Source organism: Agrobacterium sp. LAD9 (genome assembly GCF_003031125.1).
Classification (GTDB): Bacteria; Pseudomonadota; Alphaproteobacteria; order Rhizobiales; family Rhizobiaceae; genus Agrobacterium; species Agrobacterium radiobacter.
Map to the genome: position 1 here is coordinate 312,120 of NZ_PHGS01000013.1, position 15,358 is coordinate 327,477.

General features: G+C 58.2%; 16 protein-coding genes. 2 read left to right on the plus strand and 14 right to left on the minus strand.

All coding sequences use genetic code 11. The features are described from left to right. Nucleotides 1–6: 6 nt before the first annotated feature. The 5 genes from DA915_RS15220 to DA915_RS15240 are packed head-to-tail and all read right to left on the minus strand — an operon-like array spanning nucleotide 7 to nucleotide 3,597. Nucleotides 7–747 (minus strand): amino acid ABC transporter permease, encoded by a 741-nt coding sequence (locus DA915_RS15220; protein ID WP_244600727.1) that lies wholly within the window; start codon nucleotides 745–747, stop codon nucleotides 7–9. A gap of 13 nt (nucleotides 748–760) precedes the next feature. Continuing rightward, nucleotides 761–1,585, minus strand: a complete 825-nt coding sequence (locus DA915_RS15225) for a transporter substrate-binding domain-containing protein (protein ID WP_192886545.1) — start codon at nucleotides 1,583–1,585, stop codon at nucleotides 761–763. 53 nt (nucleotides 1,586–1,638) lie between these two features. Beyond that, the gene (locus DA915_RS15230; protein WP_107676424.1) at nucleotides 1,639–1,965 is read right to left on the minus strand and encodes an NIPSNAP family protein; all 327 of its coding nucleotides are present in this window, start codon (nucleotides 1,963–1,965) and stop codon (nucleotides 1,639–1,641) included. Continuing rightward, nucleotides 1,955–2,788: a sugar phosphate isomerase/epimerase gene (locus DA915_RS15235; RefSeq protein ID WP_107676425.1), complete on the minus strand. Its 834-nt coding sequence runs from the start codon at nucleotides 2,786–2,788 to the stop codon at nucleotides 1,955–1,957. The genes DA915_RS15230 and DA915_RS15235 overlap by 11 nt, the downstream gene beginning before the upstream one ends. Then, complete coding sequence (locus DA915_RS15240; protein WP_107676461.1) at nucleotides 2,785–3,597, minus strand: NAD(P)-dependent oxidoreductase; 813 nt, start codon at nucleotides 3,595–3,597, stop codon at nucleotides 2,785–2,787. The genes DA915_RS15235 and DA915_RS15240 overlap by 4 nt, the downstream gene beginning before the upstream one ends. A 207-nt stretch (nucleotides 3,598–3,804) precedes the next feature. Here DA915_RS15240 and DA915_RS15245 point away from each other — a divergent pair, with 207 nt between their 5' ends. Together DA915_RS15245 and DA915_RS15250 are read left to right on the plus strand one after the other, a co-directional pair. Further along, complete coding sequence (locus DA915_RS15245; RefSeq protein ID WP_244600728.1) at nucleotides 3,805–4,920, plus strand: serine hydrolase; 1,116 nt, start codon at nucleotides 3,805–3,807, stop codon at nucleotides 4,918–4,920. A 65-nt stretch (nucleotides 4,921–4,985) separates the two neighbouring features. Continuing rightward, a complete protein-coding gene (locus DA915_RS15250; RefSeq protein WP_107676426.1) occupies nucleotides 4,986–6,014 on the plus strand; it encodes a LacI family DNA-binding transcriptional regulator in 1,029 nt (342 codons plus the stop codon). 126 nt (nucleotides 6,015–6,140) lie between these two features. Here DA915_RS15250 and DA915_RS15255 read toward each other — a convergent pair whose 3' ends face one another. The 9 genes from DA915_RS15255 to DA915_RS15295 all read right to left on the minus strand — a co-directional run. Then, complete coding sequence (locus tag DA915_RS15255) at nucleotides 6,141–6,464, minus strand: metalloregulator ArsR/SmtB family transcription factor (protein WP_107676427.1); 324 nt, start codon at nucleotides 6,462–6,464, stop codon at nucleotides 6,141–6,143. 371 nt (nucleotides 6,465–6,835) lie between these two features. After that, complete coding sequence (locus tag DA915_RS15260; RefSeq protein ID WP_107676428.1) at nucleotides 6,836–8,269, minus strand: FAD-binding oxidoreductase; 1,434 nt, start codon at nucleotides 8,267–8,269, stop codon at nucleotides 6,836–6,838. Beyond that, nucleotides 8,235–9,383 carry an LLM class flavin-dependent oxidoreductase gene (locus tag DA915_RS15265; RefSeq protein ID WP_107676429.1) on the minus strand — a complete coding sequence of 383 codons (1,149 nt, stop codon included), beginning with the start codon at nucleotides 9,381–9,383 and terminating at the stop codon, nucleotides 8,235–8,237. Before DA915_RS15265 ends, DA915_RS15260 begins: the two co-directional genes overlap by 35 nt. Further along, nucleotides 9,380–9,718, minus strand: a complete 339-nt coding sequence (locus tag DA915_RS15270; RefSeq protein ID WP_107676430.1) for a YdhR family protein — start codon at nucleotides 9,716–9,718, stop codon at nucleotides 9,380–9,382. The genes DA915_RS15265 and DA915_RS15270 overlap by 4 nt, the downstream gene beginning before the upstream one ends. A gap of 20 nt (nucleotides 9,719–9,738) precedes the next feature. Further along, entirely contained in the window at nucleotides 9,739–11,337 is a 1,599-nt protein-coding gene (locus tag DA915_RS15275; protein ID WP_107676431.1) for an ABC transporter ATP-binding protein, read from the minus strand. After that, a complete protein-coding gene (locus DA915_RS15280; protein ID WP_107676432.1) occupies nucleotides 11,334–12,161 on the minus strand; it encodes an ABC transporter permease in 828 nt (275 codons plus the stop codon). Before DA915_RS15280 ends, DA915_RS15275 begins: the two co-directional genes overlap by 4 nt. A 2-nt stretch (nucleotides 12,162–12,163) precedes the next feature. Then, entirely contained in the window at nucleotides 12,164–13,120 is a 957-nt protein-coding gene (locus tag DA915_RS15285; protein WP_192886546.1) for an ABC transporter permease, read from the minus strand. 82 nt (nucleotides 13,121–13,202) lie between these two features. After that, entirely contained in the window at nucleotides 13,203–14,765 is a 1,563-nt protein-coding gene (locus DA915_RS15290) for an ABC transporter substrate-binding protein (RefSeq protein ID WP_107676434.1), read from the minus strand. A 43-nt stretch (nucleotides 14,766–14,808) separates the two neighbouring features. Continuing rightward, nucleotides 14,809–15,358 (minus strand): redoxin domain-containing protein (locus DA915_RS15295; RefSeq protein WP_107676435.1); only part of this gene is annotated, 550 nt, incomplete at its 5' end.

The window sequence follows — 15,358 nt, forward strand, 5'->3', positions numbered from 1 at the left end:
ATCGGGTCAGCGCTCCCAGAACCGGTTGCTTTTGCCAAGGTGACGTCCGAGCAGCATCAGGGGAATGCTTCCTGCAAGATAGGCGACGGTAATGACGGTGAAGGTTTCGAAGATGAGGAAGCTCTGGCTCTCGATCAGCCGGGCCTGATAGCTCAGTTCCCCGACGCCGATCACGGCGGCAAGGCTCGTCGATTTGAACAGCACCAGGGACTGGTTGACCAACGGCGGCAAGGCAAAGCGCCAGGCTTGCGGCAGGATGATCCAGATGAGCGCACCGGTATAGGTGAAGCCGGCCGCCCGCGCCGCCTCGTATTGCACCTTCGGAATGGCGCGAAGACCACTGCGCAGGTCTTCCGAAACATACGCCGCATTACAAAGCGCGATGGCGATGAGGGCATAGAAGAATTCGGCGTTATAGCTGTTGATCAGCAGATTGAGCTTCGCCGGGAAAAGCTGCGGTATCGCAAAATACCAGATGAACAGTTGCACGAGCAACGGCACGTTGCGGTGGTATTCCACATAGACGGCGACGAAGAGCCGGGCGGGAGCGACGCGCAGGTTACCGATCCACGTCAGGAGAAGGGCCACGGCAATGGACAGGACCCAGCCTCCGACAAAAAGCATCACGGTAAGGCGCAATCCCTCCAGCAGGAACCCGCCATACTCCCCTGTCAGAATGGTCTTGAAATCCATGATGCCCGGTTCGCCTTCGCCGTTGTCGATGCCCGGACGAAAACGGCCGGGCATCAAAGGTCCGTTGTCAGTTGATGATCGGATCGCCGACCTTGAAGCTGCGGGTGATCTTGAAGGCCGAGTCCTTACCCATCCATTTGTCGAAGAGCTTCTGCGCTTCGCCGGAAGCCTCCAAATCAGTAAGGAACGCGTTGATTTCCTTCAGCAACGGCTCTTCACCCTTGCGCAGGCCGAAGCCGGTGCGCTGGACCAGCAGCGGCTCCTGCACGAACTCGGTCGGTGCGGCGCCATCACCGGCGCGGTTCTGCAGTGCCTTGAGCGTGGTATCCCGTCCGGCCAGTGCAACGGCCTTGCCCTGTTGCAGCGCAAGGAAGGCGGCAGACTGATCTTCGAACGAGATATTGGTAGCGCCGGGGAAACGCTCCTTGGTTACTTTCTCGAGGAGCGATCCCTTCACATTGGCGATGCGCGCTGTTTCGAGCTGGCTGAAGTCCTTGATACCGGAATCGGCCCGCACCAGGTATCTGAACGGCTCAACCAGATAGGAATTGCTGTAATCGATCTGCTTGGCGCGTTCGGCACTGTAGGTGATCAGTGCAGCGAGCACGTCGACGCGGCCCTGCAGCAATTCCGGAAGACGCGCTTCAGACGAGGTGACCTTCGGCTCAGCCTTGACACCCAGCCGTTCGGCCAGCTTGCTGCAGAGATCGACCTCATATCCTTCGACCTCCTGGGTTTTGGGATTGACGTAGCCATAAGGCTCGCTGATTCCGATGACGCCGCATACCAGCGTGCCGCGGGCCTTGATATCGGCAAGTTCGTCAGCGGCTGCGGTCAGGCTGGAGAGCCCGACTATTCCGGCGACAAAGAGTGCAATTTTCGAAAACGTCATCTGCATTTCCTTTCAATGGAGGTGGATTGTCGATCGGATTTGTCGAAGCAGAGTCATTGAAGTGCCGAGAAAGCCGTCGGCTCCAGGATGGCGTTGACGACGGAGGCCACCAGCGGTCCGTTCTTCTCCGTTTCGGCCCGCCGGCTCAGCCACTCGGGATCACGCATGAAGCCGTTCCAAATGCGCTCCCGTTCTGCCAACGAGTCCCATTGCAGCATGTAGAAAAGGTGCTGATTGGAATCGCCGATCTGCACCGTCCAGAAACCGACCTGACGAATGCCATGTCGCTGCCAGATGCCGAGGGTGATCGTCTGAAACCGGTTGAGGAGATCGGGCAGACGGCCGGGAATGGCCGTATAGGTTCGAAGCTCATAGAGCATGGGATGTCCTTTCCTCCGGCGCGGCGGCACGGACGTGATGAAAAAAGCGGCGACTGACTTCCCCGGCAATCCGCAGGCGTTCGGCAGGCGGAAAATGCCGGTAGAGCGGGTTGGGCGCTTCGATGCTGTAGGCGGTATCCTCCGGCAGCGTCTCCACCAGCTCGGCGAGCGGCAGGCCGCCCTCACCGGGATAAAACCGGGCATTACGCGCTTCCTCAGCGAACCTTGCGGGTTCCGGCGGTTCGGCCGCTGCGTCACAAAGATGCACGTAGCCAACAAGGTCTCGCGCCCGTCCAACGAGATCGCCGGCACCACTTCCCGACCGGTCGAGGTGCAGCGTATCGACCAGCAACCTTGCATTCGGCCGGTTGACCGCTTCGAGAATGCGAACGGCCTGCTCCAGCGTCGCCATGGGGCGGAACGGCATGAACTCGAATCCCACCGTCAGGCCGAATTGCGAGGCGGCCTCGCAAAGCCGTCCATAATTCTCGACGAGCCGGCCCTCCTCGTCGTCGATGCCTGCAGACAGGATGAAGCGGGCGCCAAGCTCAGCGCCTGCCTCCAAACCCGGCCATAGCGCCTCCAGTTTGAAATCGGGCCAGATCGAAAAGGTTTCGACTTCGAGGACGGCAATGCCACTGTCGTCGGCAATCCGTCGCAGGGCTTTTGCCCGCTGGGTGTTACCGGCGACCGGCCATTGATCGGGAGTGTGTGCCGGCGGGTTGATCCGCAGACCAACAGCATCGAAGCCTGCACGAGCGGCGTCACGAATGAAGTCTTCCGGTGGCGCGTCGAGCGCGGTGAGGTGAGATACGGAGATCATCGGCCGGACCGCTCCAGGTCACCGTCGAAATCGATCGCGGCAAGCTTTGCGCCCATGAAGTGATCGGCAATGGGATCCGGTATCTTAAGGGCTTCTGCCGCGACCGCTTCGGCGCGAAAGTCCTCCGCACGGAATTTCGGGCGATAGCCGAGTTCGGTTGCCCGTCTGTTGTCGTACCAGCTGGCAGCATTGTCCGAGACGCCATAGACAATATCGTAGTGGATATCGGGATGTTCCAGACCGATGCGCACGAGTTGTGCCAGATCTTCCGGCGCGATCCAGATCGACAGGCGTCGGACATCTTCCGGCTTGTCCCAGACGCGGCCGATGCGGATGCACAGCGCCCGCATACCATGCTTGTCGGCATAGAGCGCCGCAAGGCTTTCGCCAAAGGCCTTGGAAACACCATAGCGGCTGCTCGGTCTCAGCACCGCCTCGGTGCCGATCCGGCGATCGCGCCGATAATATCCAATCACCTGGTTGCTGGAAGCGAATACGTAGCGCTTGACGCCGGCAAGGCGCGCGGCTTCCAGAACATTGTATGTCCCAACGATGTTGTTCTGCAGCATCTCGTCCCAGGCGAATTCTACCGGCAGCCCGCCAAGGTGAACGATGCCATCGACGCCTGCTACGGCTTTGGACACCTGTTCGAAATTCGACACGTCAGCTGCGATGAAGCTTTCGTTGGGTGCAAGGTCTTCCGGTTCACGAATGTCCGTCAGCCTGATGTGGTCGTAGTGCCCGCGAAGAAGATATCGCAGGCGTGTTCCCACCCCTCCACTCGCTCCGGTGATCAGAATCGTCGTCAAATGCATGCCCTCGTTTTTGGCCTGTCCGGTCGGTATGAGCGCAAGCATGGCAAATTCCCATAATTTCAGTAGACATTATATTTTATTTTTTTCAGAAAATTTCGAAAATATGCCTCAGGCGAGGTTGTTTGCGTAATCCTGGTCCCTTCACATGAAGCTCCAAATCGCGTGAACTAGGGAAATACTCAGTTCTCAGGAGATACCTGAATGTCCATGTCGACCATTCCTCCCTTCCGCCTTTCCTTGAGCCCTGCTGCGAATGGCATCTTCATCGGCGATCCGAGACTTGAGCCGGTGATAGAGGAGCTCTCTCAATGGGAGACCCCCCTGCCCATCGACCTTGCAGCCTTCAAACTCGACGAGAACCTGATCGAATATGAAGAAGGCGAGCATGGCCGGCTCTCGGGTCCCATGTCCTCAAGGGGCTCCGCGACCGGCCTTATCGTGCATCGAGGCGAGATCGCCGGCTATTGGGGTGCGCCGGACCGTTCCGACACGGCTTTCAGCGTCACCAAAGGCGCGCTTTCGGTGTTGACCGGGTTGGCTCTCTCGCAGGGTCGAATTGGTGGTCTCGACGACGCCGTTCATCGTTCGGTTGATATCGAAGCCTTTTCGGAAGGCAGAAACAGTGCGATCACCTGGCGCCACCTGTTGACGATGACAAGCGAATGGCGTGGATCGCTTTGGGGCATTCCCGACAGCATCGATTGGAACCGTGCAGTACCCAGGCGGCCGGACGCCCCGAAAAAGGGTACGCCACGCCAGACATTCGAACCGGGCGCTTACTGGGAGTTCAACGACGTCAGGGTAAACGTCCTTGCGCTGGCGCTGACGGCCCTCTTCCGAGAAAATCTCGAGGAGGTCTTCCGCCGCGAAATCATGAACCCCATCGGTGCATCGGACGGTTGGCGCTGGCATGGATACGAAACCTCTCACATCGACATCGACGGTCGAACGGTTCCCGTGGTGGCAGGCGGCGGGCATTGGGGCGGGGGGCTGGTCGTCCCGGCCTTCGATCTCGCACGATTGGCATTGCTGCATGTCCATCGCGGCGATTGGAACGGACGGACGATTTTGCCTGGCGAATGGTTCGAACAGATCGCCGTCCCCTGCCCTCTTAACCCAGCATACGGGCTGATGTGGTGGACAAATGCGGGCGGCACGATCCCGGCCCTGTCCCGCCATGCCATCTGGGGTTCCGGCATCTCCAATCTTGTCGTTGCGGATAGAGGCAAAGATCTAGTCGTGGTCCTGCGCTGGTACGATGTCGCGAGGCGCGACGAGATCCTGGCACGGATTGCCGGCGCACTTCAGGGCAACTGATTTTCACTCAGTACCGAGCGGTCGTCCGCTGTACAGGATAGGGTCAAGTCAATACAAAGGCGGGCATGGACGATAGGATAGGCAAACCGGAGCGGGCGACAATCCAGGACGTGGCGAGGCACGCAGATGTCTCGATCGGCACCGTGTCGCGTGTCGTCGCGGGCAGCGCGAGGGTCAGCGATGCCTTGCGCAAGCGTGTTCTCGCATCAGTCAGGGAACTCGACTATCAGCCGCACGGACGCGCGCAGCCAAGGCCGGCGGAGGCAACGCGTCTGATCGGCTTTTTCGTCGGTGATTTCGTCAATCTTCTCTATGTGCATGTTGTCGCGGCTGCAGAGGCGAGGCTTGCACAATTGGGCTATACGCTGCTCATGGCCAGCACGCGGGAGGACACCCGCCGGGAGCAGGAACTTCTCTCGCTCCTGCGCGAACGGCGGATCGACGGTGCTGTTCTGTGTTTCGGTGAGGAGACGCATCCAGATCTCGGCCAGTCGCTGGAGCGTCTCGATACACCGGTGGTGGTGCTCGATCGGCAAGCGCCAGCCAGCACGGACAGCGTCACGGTCGATCATCGGGCCGGCGCACATGCCGCCGCGCGCTATCTCATTGGTCTTGGCCATTGCCGCGTCGGTGTTCTCACTGCCGCCGGCCATTTGCGCCCCGGCCTTGAACGTGTTGCGGGCCTGCGTCAGGCCTATGAGGAAGCCGGGCTCGATTTTGCATACTGTACCATCCGTCCGGAGTGCAGGACGAGCAACGAGGCCTTTGCCGCGACGATTGCCATGTTGGATAGCCGAGAGCCTCCAACGGCTATCCTGACGCCGGGCAGTCAGGCCCTGCCGGGAACACTCCGCGCAATCCGCACCCGCGGCCTGAAAATCCCCAGGGACATTTCGCTGATCAGTTTCGGCGATACCGAGATTGCACAGTCCAACGAGCCGCCGATTACGACGATCCGCTGGGATCTGACCGCTCTAGGGCAACAGGCGGTCGATCTGCTCTTGCAGCGCATCGATGGCAGGATCGGCAACGATGTCCGCTCCATCCATATTCCGACCGAGATTATTCTACGCCAATCCTGCGCGTCGCCGTGATGGTGGGGTGACAATTAAAACACATCGCCGAGTTTTTCCGCCGGAGGAAATCGAGCGGGTGTCTCCAGCGAGATCGACGCCATCGGCAAACCGTATGGCGAACGAGCATCGTTGGGGAGAGGTTGCTTACTTGGAAAATGGCAAAGGTGGGTTTCCCAAAAATCGTGTGACCTCTTCAAGGACCCCCATGACTTCGGGCATCGCCAGACGGTAGTAGACCACAACTCCCTCGCGGCGCGACGCGACGACCCCCGCCTCACGCATCTTTGCCAAATGCTGCGAGAGCGCTGATTGCGATATGCCGACACAGTGGGCAAGCTCCGTCACGCATAGTTCGCCTAGATATAGGTTGAAGACGACCTCCAGCCTTTTGGCGTTTGCCAGAATATCGAGCACCTGACAGCATCTCGGGATATCCAGTAAACTCCCCGCGTCGGATAGCTTTTTCATTCGATTCGTTCCCGTAGATTTTTAAGGGTTTTTCATAACATCCGTCTATGTTTTCGTCTCTTTCAAAGCGTAACGTCGTTACGAAGCCGCAACCTGCAATTCCCCACCTCCGCAAAGCCTTTTCATAGTTTTCCTGATGCTGTCGCCACTGGTTATTCTGCTTATGTTGCGGGGTCCGGTTTATATGTGGAAAGGTCCAAATAAGGGCGTCAACAGCGCGAAGCTGGCTCTTTCCCAACGGGCAGTTGACGATGTGGTGGTATCTGTCGCAACCGGAGTGATCGTTGGCACAAGTCGCTATTGTCGGCGATACGAATCCGGCACCGGGCGTAGATCGGGAGACCGCTACAAGCCAGTCATCATTTAGGGCATCAGATTACGCCGCCAGCAATAACAATGCCAAGCGAGGAGCGCCGAAAAAGGTTGTCGGGGTCATATTTCTGCTTTATTGCAAGAAGCGTACCCAATCCACTGCCATAAGCCGATCTTATTGCGTCAGGAGTCCATGTGCTGACGTGGTTGATCGCGGTCCCGTTATAACCCCCGCTTGTGAGCCCGGCCGACACGAGCTCGTTGATCGCGTTGTTTGCCCACGAAACGTGCTCAGCTTCTTGCGCGGGATCGTCATAGGAAACACGTGCTGTAAACCCATAGCCCGACCGCACGCTCCACGAGTTAGGTGGGCTGCTTTCGCGCGCCATACCCTTGCTGACGGGATAGAAGTCCAGAGACTGCTCCGAACCCGCAGGCGTCGGCCGTCCGGCGAATTCGTTGGCGATGGCGACGATTGCTGCCGCAGTCGGAGCGTCAAGCGCCGTTATCTGCGCGCCTGCCACGAACGTATGCTGACCAGTAAAGCCACTTCGATAGTGGAGGTCGAGGTAGGTCATCTTTTCGGAGCGCTCGACGGCCGCAGGCAGAAGCCCCCTCAAGAGTTCGACATCGCGTCTGCGTGATGCCACGTTACCAACGTGTACGTATCCTATGACGATACTCGCCGTTCCAGATGGGGCTTTTTGCGCCTTTACGCCCCAAAGGAAGTCTTCAGAGAAGTCGGCGTCACTAATGTGCACTCTGGTGAGGCTTTCCGCAGCCGTGACAAGATCTAGATCGAAGGATCCGACCTGCACATCGTCAGGGACGGGATATAGGTTGACGTCGAACGCAGTCACGATGCCAAAGCTATCACCCGCTCCGCGCACAGCCCAAAAAAGGTCCTCGTTCGACGTGGGAGACGCCTTGAGGACCCGCCCGTTCGCCAACACGACTTCAACAGCCAGAACGTGGTCAACGGCGTTGCCGTATCGTGGCGCGAGGTATCCCTGGCCATTGAAGATAGCAAGCCCGCCGAAGCCCACGCGGGCGCGTGTACCGCCAACGGGGGCCAGCCCGTGAGGGATCGTTTCAAGTAGGATGTCACCACCGAGCGCGCCCGGGCGAATTCGAGCGATACGGCGATCAACGTCGACATGCACGTCGTTAAGAGATCGCAAGTCGATGAGTAGGCCACCATCGACTGTCGACAAGCCGGCAAAGCCATGGCCACCACTCCGCACGGCGACCTCCAGACCATTCGTCCTGGCGATTTTCAAGGCCGTCTGTACGTCCGACACTCCCTGACAACAGGCGATAAGCGCGGGTCGGCAGTCGAAGCGTTTATCGACGATCCGCCGGCCCTCGTCATAACCTAGATCGCCCGGCCGGAAAAGATTGCCTCGAAACCGCTCCGGCACTTGAAGAAGACCGGCACCGTCTCTGTCGCCATGGACGTCAAGCATGCGGATTCTCCTGATCGCTTCGGCCATCTGTCTGATCCAGCGGCCTCACCCTGGGGCGACGTTGGCGCCATTCCTGGCGAAGAAGCGGGAGCACGGTACGTCCGTAATCCATCACATCTTCGTATGGCTCGAAACCATGCAGAATAAAGTTATTGACACCGAGTTCTGCATATCGCAAGAGCTCTTCCGCAACGACTTCCGGCGTTCCAACGAGCGCAGCACTGTTTCCGCGCCCGGTCACAGCAGAAATCCCTGCCCAGAGCGCGCGATCATGGCGCCCGTCGCCAACTCCAAGCTCGATTGTTCGCTGGTCACCAACGCTGGGCAATCCATCGAAGTATTTATTGGCGAGGTTTGCCCTTCCCGATCGGCCGGACAGCGTTTCGACCTCCGAAAGGATTCGGCGGGCGCGGACCCACGCCTTCTGCTCGGTGCGGCCCAGGACGAGGCGGGCGATCAGCGTGAACTCGAGCGGTCTTTCGCGCTGGGCTTCGCGCGCCTTTTCCATAAGCCCCCGTATCTGCTTGTCGAAATCCGCGAGTGGCTGCGCATACAACGAATAAATGTCCGCTTCCTTCGTCCCGACCACTTGCGCGGCTTCGGAATCTCCTGCGAAAGAGATCGGAATCCGTGGTTGCTGGAAGCTCAGAACTTCGCTACGGAAATCTTGGAATCGATAATACCTACCTTCGAAATCGAAGCGTTCCTTCGACGTCCAAGCCTTTTTCAGAACCCTGAGATGCTCCGCAGTTCGCGCGTATCTCTCCGACTTGTCGAGAGTGTCGCCCTCGCGTGTGGTTTCCCCGTCACGGCTGCTGATGGCGTGGAGGATTACACGGCCGGCGGTCAGATGGTCGAGGGAAGCGAACTGACGTGCCGCAAGCGTGGGATGGATAGGGCCAGGCCGATGCGCGATAAGAAACTTGAGCCGCTCAGTTTGAGCGGCCGCAAAAGCTGCGATCTGCAGACTGTCCGCCATGTCCGCCGAGGCTCCAACGAGGACACCATCGAACCCGAAAGCCTCATGATCCCGTGCATACCGTCTCAGATAGATGGGATCGATGCCCACACCGCCCTGAAGATTGATCTCCGAGCGAAAATCCGGCTGCATGAGTCCAAAGATCGATAGGTCGTGGCTCATCGGGAAACCTCGCTATCGCAATACTGCGTCCGTCCCAATGCGGCAAAGGTTACCTCGCTGAGTTTTTCATCGACGCCCGTAATCTCCCAATGAGAGTTAGAGGTCCAAGGCTGAAGCGGTTTATCCTTGTATCGGTCGACCCAGGCTTGGGCGGTATCGTGTGACTCAAACAGGTAGACGCCTCCGCCTCTGTTGGCCGAGCGATCTCGAAGCCATATCTTCCAGATAAGGCCTTCCAGATTTTCGAAGGCATGCGCTCGTTCAAGCGTCGTCTCGAATGGTTCGTTCTTGCCAAAGTCGAAATCGAACGCCCAGTACAGAATGGCCTTTGTCATAGTCTGTCCTTCAATCTTGGTTACAGAATTTTTGGCGCCGCTTCGATGAGTTCGCGTGTGTGCAGTTCAGAGGGATGCATCAGGATTCGTCCGACCGGACCCTGCTCGACGACCTTGCCATTGTTCAGGACGAGTACATCGTCCGCGACCTGCGCGACGACCCCGAGGTCGTGCGCAATGAACAGGATCGAGACACCTGTTTTTTGCTTGAGCTCGCAAAGCAGCTTCAGGATGGAGGCTTGAACCGAGACATCCAGTGCAGAGGTGATCTCGTCGCAAATGATGACATCTGGCTCGGCGGCGAGCGCCCTTGCGATGTTCACCCTCTGGCGCTCGCCTCCCGACAGTGTCCCTGGAAGCCGCGCGGCGGTTTCCGGCGACAGACTCACCTGATCGAGCAGCAATCCAATTTCGTCGTTCAGCGCCGTTCCGGCCAGGCCGCGAAAAAACTGCAACGGTCGGGCAAGAATGGTCGCGATCGTATGGCGTGGATTAAGAGCGTCCTGCGAGTCCTGCGGGACAAACTGTATCCGCCTCCTCTGTTCCGGGGTTCGGCGGCGAACGTCCCCTGCGAGAGGCTGCTCATCGAAGCTGATGGTTCCACCGCAGTTCGACTGAAGTCCGATAATCGCGCGAGCTATCGTGGTCTTTCCGGATCCCGATGTGCCCACGAGTGCAAGGCAATGCCCTCGCTTCAACTCGAAAGAAACGCCATCAACAACACGCCGCTGGATCCGCGAGGTGATCCTGTCGATGTTAAGCCCGATGACATGAAGGCAAGTCCCGCTCTTGGGCGCGCTGTCGGAGATGAACCTGCTCACATTTGGGAAAGCCGCTATGAGCTTTTTTGTGTACTCGTGGCGGGGCATATTAAGAACCGCCAGTGTGGCCCCCCGTTCCACGATGGCCCCCGACAGCATCACGATTATCTCGTCCGTGACTTCGCGAAGCACGGCCAGATCATGGCTGACGATGATAAGGGATATACCATGCTTGTCGCGAAGGCGCTTTAGCTGCTGAAGGACCCGTTTCTGCGTCAATACGTCTAGTCCAGTCGTCGGTTCATCCAAAATGATGACTGAGGGCTTCGCGATCATAGCGATCGCCAGCGCAACCCGCTGCACCTGCCCTCCGGACAATTGGTGCGGAAAGCGCCGTCTGAACTCGATTTCCGAAGGCAATCCCACGGCTTCCAGAACATCCTCCACCTCCTTGTTGGAAGGTTTGGCCTCACCGTGAGCCACGATTATTTCTCGGATTAGCGTCTCGATCCGCATCGTCGGGTTCATCGCGGAGGCCGCATGCTGCGGCACGTAGGCGATGGCCTTTCCGCGCATGGCCTGCGTCTCGGAACCGCAGGTCAGATCGACTGTTCGGTCGTCTATCCGCAGCGAGCCCGATTCAATGCACACATCACCCTGAGCAAAACCGAGGAGCGCCCTGGCCATCGTCGTTTTGCCTGAACCTGATTCACCGGCGACCCCGAGAATATGACCACGCGGCAGGTCCAAATCTATCCCGTCGACAAGCGTCGGGCCCTCGTTCAGGCTGACCCGCAGGCTCTTAAGTGAAAGCACATTATTCTGCAGTTTATTTTCAAGCACATTGCCACGCGTCATCTGGTGAGTCTTCCCCGTGCATGGGTATAGCTGTCGAGAGCACTGCTGACACCGATCGTCAGAAAACCCAAGAGCACAGCTGGCCCAAGAACAGACCACGGGTTTGCGTTGAGGAACTCTCGGTTTTCCGCGATCATAAGGCCCCAGTCGGCGATCGGCGGGGGCAGCCCAAGTCCCAAGTAGTTCATGCTGGTAATGAGCGTTATCGACCAGCCGAACCGCACCCCGGCGTCGGCAAGGAGGATGTGGGAGACATTCGGGAATATCTCCTTAAAAAGGATTCTTGTTAGGCCGTCGCCGCGCGCCAAAGCAACTTCGATGTAGCCAGCATTGGAAATCTCAGCAGCCGAAATACGCACCAGCCGGGCAATAGAGGGAAGCTGAACCAATACGACGCTCAAAAGAAGCGTCGGTATGCTGGGTCCCAGACCGGCCGTGATGACGAGCATTAACACGATGCTCGGAAGGACGAGAAGCATATCCACGATCCCGACCAGGAGATGACTGACACTGTTCGCCCGAAAGCCGGCGAACAGTCCGATCGCCACGCCCGGGAGGTAGGCCAGAAGGGTGGAAACCATACCAAGGCCAACGATAGAGAACCCGCCCTGGAGCACGCGCGAAAGGACATCGCGTCCGAGGGCATCGGTACCAAGGGGGAACGCCTCGCTTGGTAAATCTCCTGCTCCACCAACAGGTTCATCATAGCTGTAAGGCGCCAGAAGTGGGCCACAAAGGGCGATAGCAATTGGAAGCAGCACCAGTGCAAAACTCATCGCATTCAAGCGACCGGTGAACATTTTCGCCAGAAATGAATTGCGCATGATCACTCAGCCCGCAGTCGTGGGTTAAGGAACATGACAGCAATATCGATGACGACATTCAAAACGATATAGACCGCTGCGAGCAAGGCCGCGATGACGCTTGTTTCCTGTACATCCCGGGCACTCACTGCGCTGACGAGGCTGGTGCCGATTCCTGGAAGGGCGAAAACGCTCTCGACCACGACAACGCCGCCGACCATGAACTTGGTGACAAGTCCAAGCGCATGAAGAAGGGGCGCGGCAGCATTCCTAAGCACATGATGGGTCAGAATGCGCCGTTCGCTGTAACCGTTCAACCGCGCCATCGCTATATAGTCCAGATCGAATATTTCTCCGAGCATCGCTTTCACCATGCGTACCCCGAACGCGATCGCCGGTGCAAGCAACGTCGCTACAGGCAAAACGAGGCCCTCCGGCTGATCGAAAATGGAATCACCGGGCAGCAAGTAGGCGACAGGGGGAAGCCAATCGAGCCAGGTGAAAAATATGAGGACCAGCAAGGAGCCGACGAGAAATTCAGGTATTCCGGCAATTGCCACGCTCGCGCCGATAATAATTCGGTCACGATAGCTGCCGGCAGCGGTTGCGGCCATGATCCCAAGGAGCAAGCTGGCCGGAACGAAGAGCGCGAGCCCAATGCCAGCAAGAACCGCACTGTTCCTCAAGGGTTCGACGAGCGTTTCGGAAAGCTGTGTGGGCTGACCTTGTGCGACCGAAACCGAAGAGACGCCGAAATTCCCGGAGACTATCCCCACGAACCAGTCTGCATATCGCACAAGGAGCGGTTTCTCCAAGCCAAGCGCTACATGCATCGACTCGACCCGCTCCGGAGACGCATTCTGCCCCAAGACTGAGGTGATGACGTCGCCGGGCAGCGCGTTGACCGCGAGAAAGATCAGAAAGCATACGATGATGTAGGCTCCCAAACCCGTGCCTATCCTGGCGACGACTGTGGCCAACAGAGGTGACCTCGTGCGTGGAAGCAAAACAGATCGTTGCCGTTCGGATCGATGAACCATTTTTATTCTCCAGGGGTCACGGTCAGGCGATCCAGGCTCTCGTGAAATTGTAGCCTCCCAGCGATCCAGCGCGGGTAGATTTCACTCCACGCACATCCGCTGCGATGGCGTCCACGTAGTTCGCGTTCGCCCATGACACATAACCCCCATGGTCGAACTGGGCCTGCTGGAGGGCATGCCATTTGTCAGCCGCTCTGCCATCATCCGTTTCCGCGATTGCGTCGAAGAGCAACTTGTCGGTCTTCTCATCACCGTATCGAGTTTCCGGAAATCGGGCACCGGAGAACAACGTCGTGAGATACCACTGCGACAAGGAGGTAAGGGGGGTGTCCCAACTCGTCGTGTACAGGGGCTGCTGAAGATAGTTGGACCAGAATGTCGATGCATCCTGACTGTTCACGTTGACGGTGACGCCGGCAGCCTTGGCCTGCTGCTGAAATAGAATGGCACTGGGATCGGCACCGATAGCATCAAGCGTAACCGTGAAATCGGCATGTCCTGCTTCCTTGAGAAACCACCTTGCCTTGTCGACATCCCGCTCCCTGACAAAGTCGTCGGCAAAGAACTGCAGACCCTTGCCTTGAAGATCGTTACCTGGAGAGCCGAAGCCGTTCAATGCGCTATCGACGAGAGCCTGTCGGTCCGGGATCAGCCGGAGTGCCTGTCGGACACGAACGTCCTTGAATGGTTCGACGTCGAGCCGGAAAACGAACGCCTGAAAAGACGGCCCTGCAGAGTTGAGGATCGTTATGCGGCGTGACGACTTGTTGATCTTAGCGAGAGCATAGGGAAGCTGATCTACCGCATGAATCTTGCCGGCCAGAAGCGCGTTCAATCGAGCGCTCTCATCGGTGAAGCTCGTGTCGATCACAAGCTCCTCAAGGAGAGGAGCGCCGTTCCAGTACTCGTTATGCCGTTTGTAGACGCTGCGAACGCCTGGAGTGAAGCTTACAAACTTGAATGGGCCTGTCCCGATCGGATTCTTGCTGTTGTCGACGCCCTCCTTCACAAGAGCGAAACTGACCATCGTCAAAGTTGAGGGAAACTCTCGGACGCCGAAGTGAAGAGGCACCTCGACCGACAGAGGGCCGGTCTTTCGTACGCCCGCAAAATCGATAATTGCCTTTACACCGCCATGTCCCGCATGTTTCGGATCGGACCAGGTCTTGATCGAGTACAAAAGGTCTTCGGCAGTCGCCTTGCTGCCATCGTGCCAGGTCACGCCATCGCGAAGCATCAGCATCCAGACCTTGTTGTCGGCGCTCGGTATCGCCTCTTCGAGCAGAAGTGGCTGGGCCCTTCCGTCGTCGCCACGGCGGAACAGGTTGTCGTAGAGGTTCCACAAGCGCGGAAGATCCTGGCGATTTGCGGAAACGGCAGGATTCAAGGACTCCGCCTTTCCGGCGCCGATTATGCCGACGATCAACCGGCCGCCAGGCTTCGGAGCCTCTTCGGCCGCCAGCGGCGAAGAAAGCGGAAAAGCCCCGATCGCCGCAGAACCTGCTAAGGTTGCAAGACCGGTTGCGCCCCGCAAAACCGATCTTCTCGAGATTCCGATCGTCTTGTTATCGTTTACATCCGTCATTTGGTTTATCCACCGTTAGGGTTCTGCTGCACTGGCGAGCCATTCAGTTCGGCTGCTTTGTCTTGCGAAGATAGGGAAGAACCGTGTCGTAGGAGCCGAAACGGGCAATCGCATCTTCGTTGGAAACGGCTGCGGTGATGATGACATCCTCGCCCTGCTTCCAGTTGGCCGGTGTCGCCACCTGGTGTTTGGAGGTGAGCTGGATGGAATCGATCGCGCGAAGAATTTCCTCGAAATTGCGGCCTGTGGTCATCGGGTAGGTGAGGACCAGCTTGATCTTCTTGTCGGGACCGATGACAAAGACGGAGCGCACGGTGGCGTTATCGGCAGGCGTGCGGCCTTCGGAACTGTCGCCAGCACCGGCCGGCAGCATGTCGTAGAGCTTTGCGACCTTCAGGTCCTTGTCGCCGATCAGCGGATAAGCAACGTTGAAACCGGTCGCGGTGCGAATGTCGTTCTTCCATTTTTCATGGCTTTCGACCGGATCGACCGAAATGCCGATGATCTTCACGCCGCGCTTTTCGAATTCCGGCTGCAGGCCGCCCATCGCGCCAAGTTCCGTCGTGCAGACGGGCGTGAAATTTTTCGGATGC

Coding starts and splice junctions, on each gene's coding strand:
- DA915_RS15220 (WP_244600727.1), bottom strand. CDS start 747: ATGCCCGGCCGTTTTCGTCCGGGCATCGACAACGGCGAAGGCGAACCG.
- DA915_RS15225 (WP_192886545.1), bottom strand. CDS start 1,585: ATGACGTTTTCGAAAATTGCACTCTTTGTCGCCGGAATAGTCGGGCTC.
- DA915_RS15230 (WP_107676424.1), bottom strand. CDS start 1,965: ATGCTCTATGAGCTTCGAACCTATACGGCCATTCCCGGCCGTCTGCCC.
- DA915_RS15235 (WP_107676425.1), bottom strand. CDS start 2,788: ATGATCTCCGTATCTCACCTCACCGCGCTCGACGCGCCACCGGAAGAC.
- DA915_RS15245 (WP_244600728.1), top strand. CDS start 3,805: ATGTCCATGTCGACCATTCCTCCCTTCCGCCTTTCCTTGAGCCCTGCT.
- DA915_RS15250 (WP_107676426.1), top strand. CDS start 4,986: ATGGACGATAGGATAGGCAAACCGGAGCGGGCGACAATCCAGGACGTG.
- DA915_RS15255 (WP_107676427.1), bottom strand. CDS start 6,464: ATGAAAAAGCTATCCGACGCGGGGAGTTTACTGGATATCCCGAGATGC.
- DA915_RS15260 (WP_107676428.1), bottom strand. CDS start 8,269: ATGGCCGAAGCGATCAGGAGAATCCGCATGCTTGACGTCCATGGCGAC.
- DA915_RS15265 (WP_107676429.1), bottom strand. CDS start 9,383: ATGAGCCACGACCTATCGATCTTTGGACTCATGCAGCCGGATTTTCGC.
- DA915_RS15270 (WP_107676430.1), bottom strand. CDS start 9,718: ATGACAAAGGCCATTCTGTACTGGGCGTTCGATTTCGACTTTGGCAAG.
- DA915_RS15275 (WP_107676431.1), bottom strand. CDS start 11,337: ATGACGCGTGGCAATGTGCTTGAAAATAAACTGCAGAATAATGTGCTT.
- DA915_RS15280 (WP_107676432.1), bottom strand. CDS start 12,161: ATGCGCAATTCATTTCTGGCGAAAATGTTCACCGGTCGCTTGAATGCG.
- DA915_RS15290 (WP_107676434.1), bottom strand. CDS start 14,765: ATGACGGATGTAAACGATAACAAGACGATCGGAATCTCGAGAAGATCG.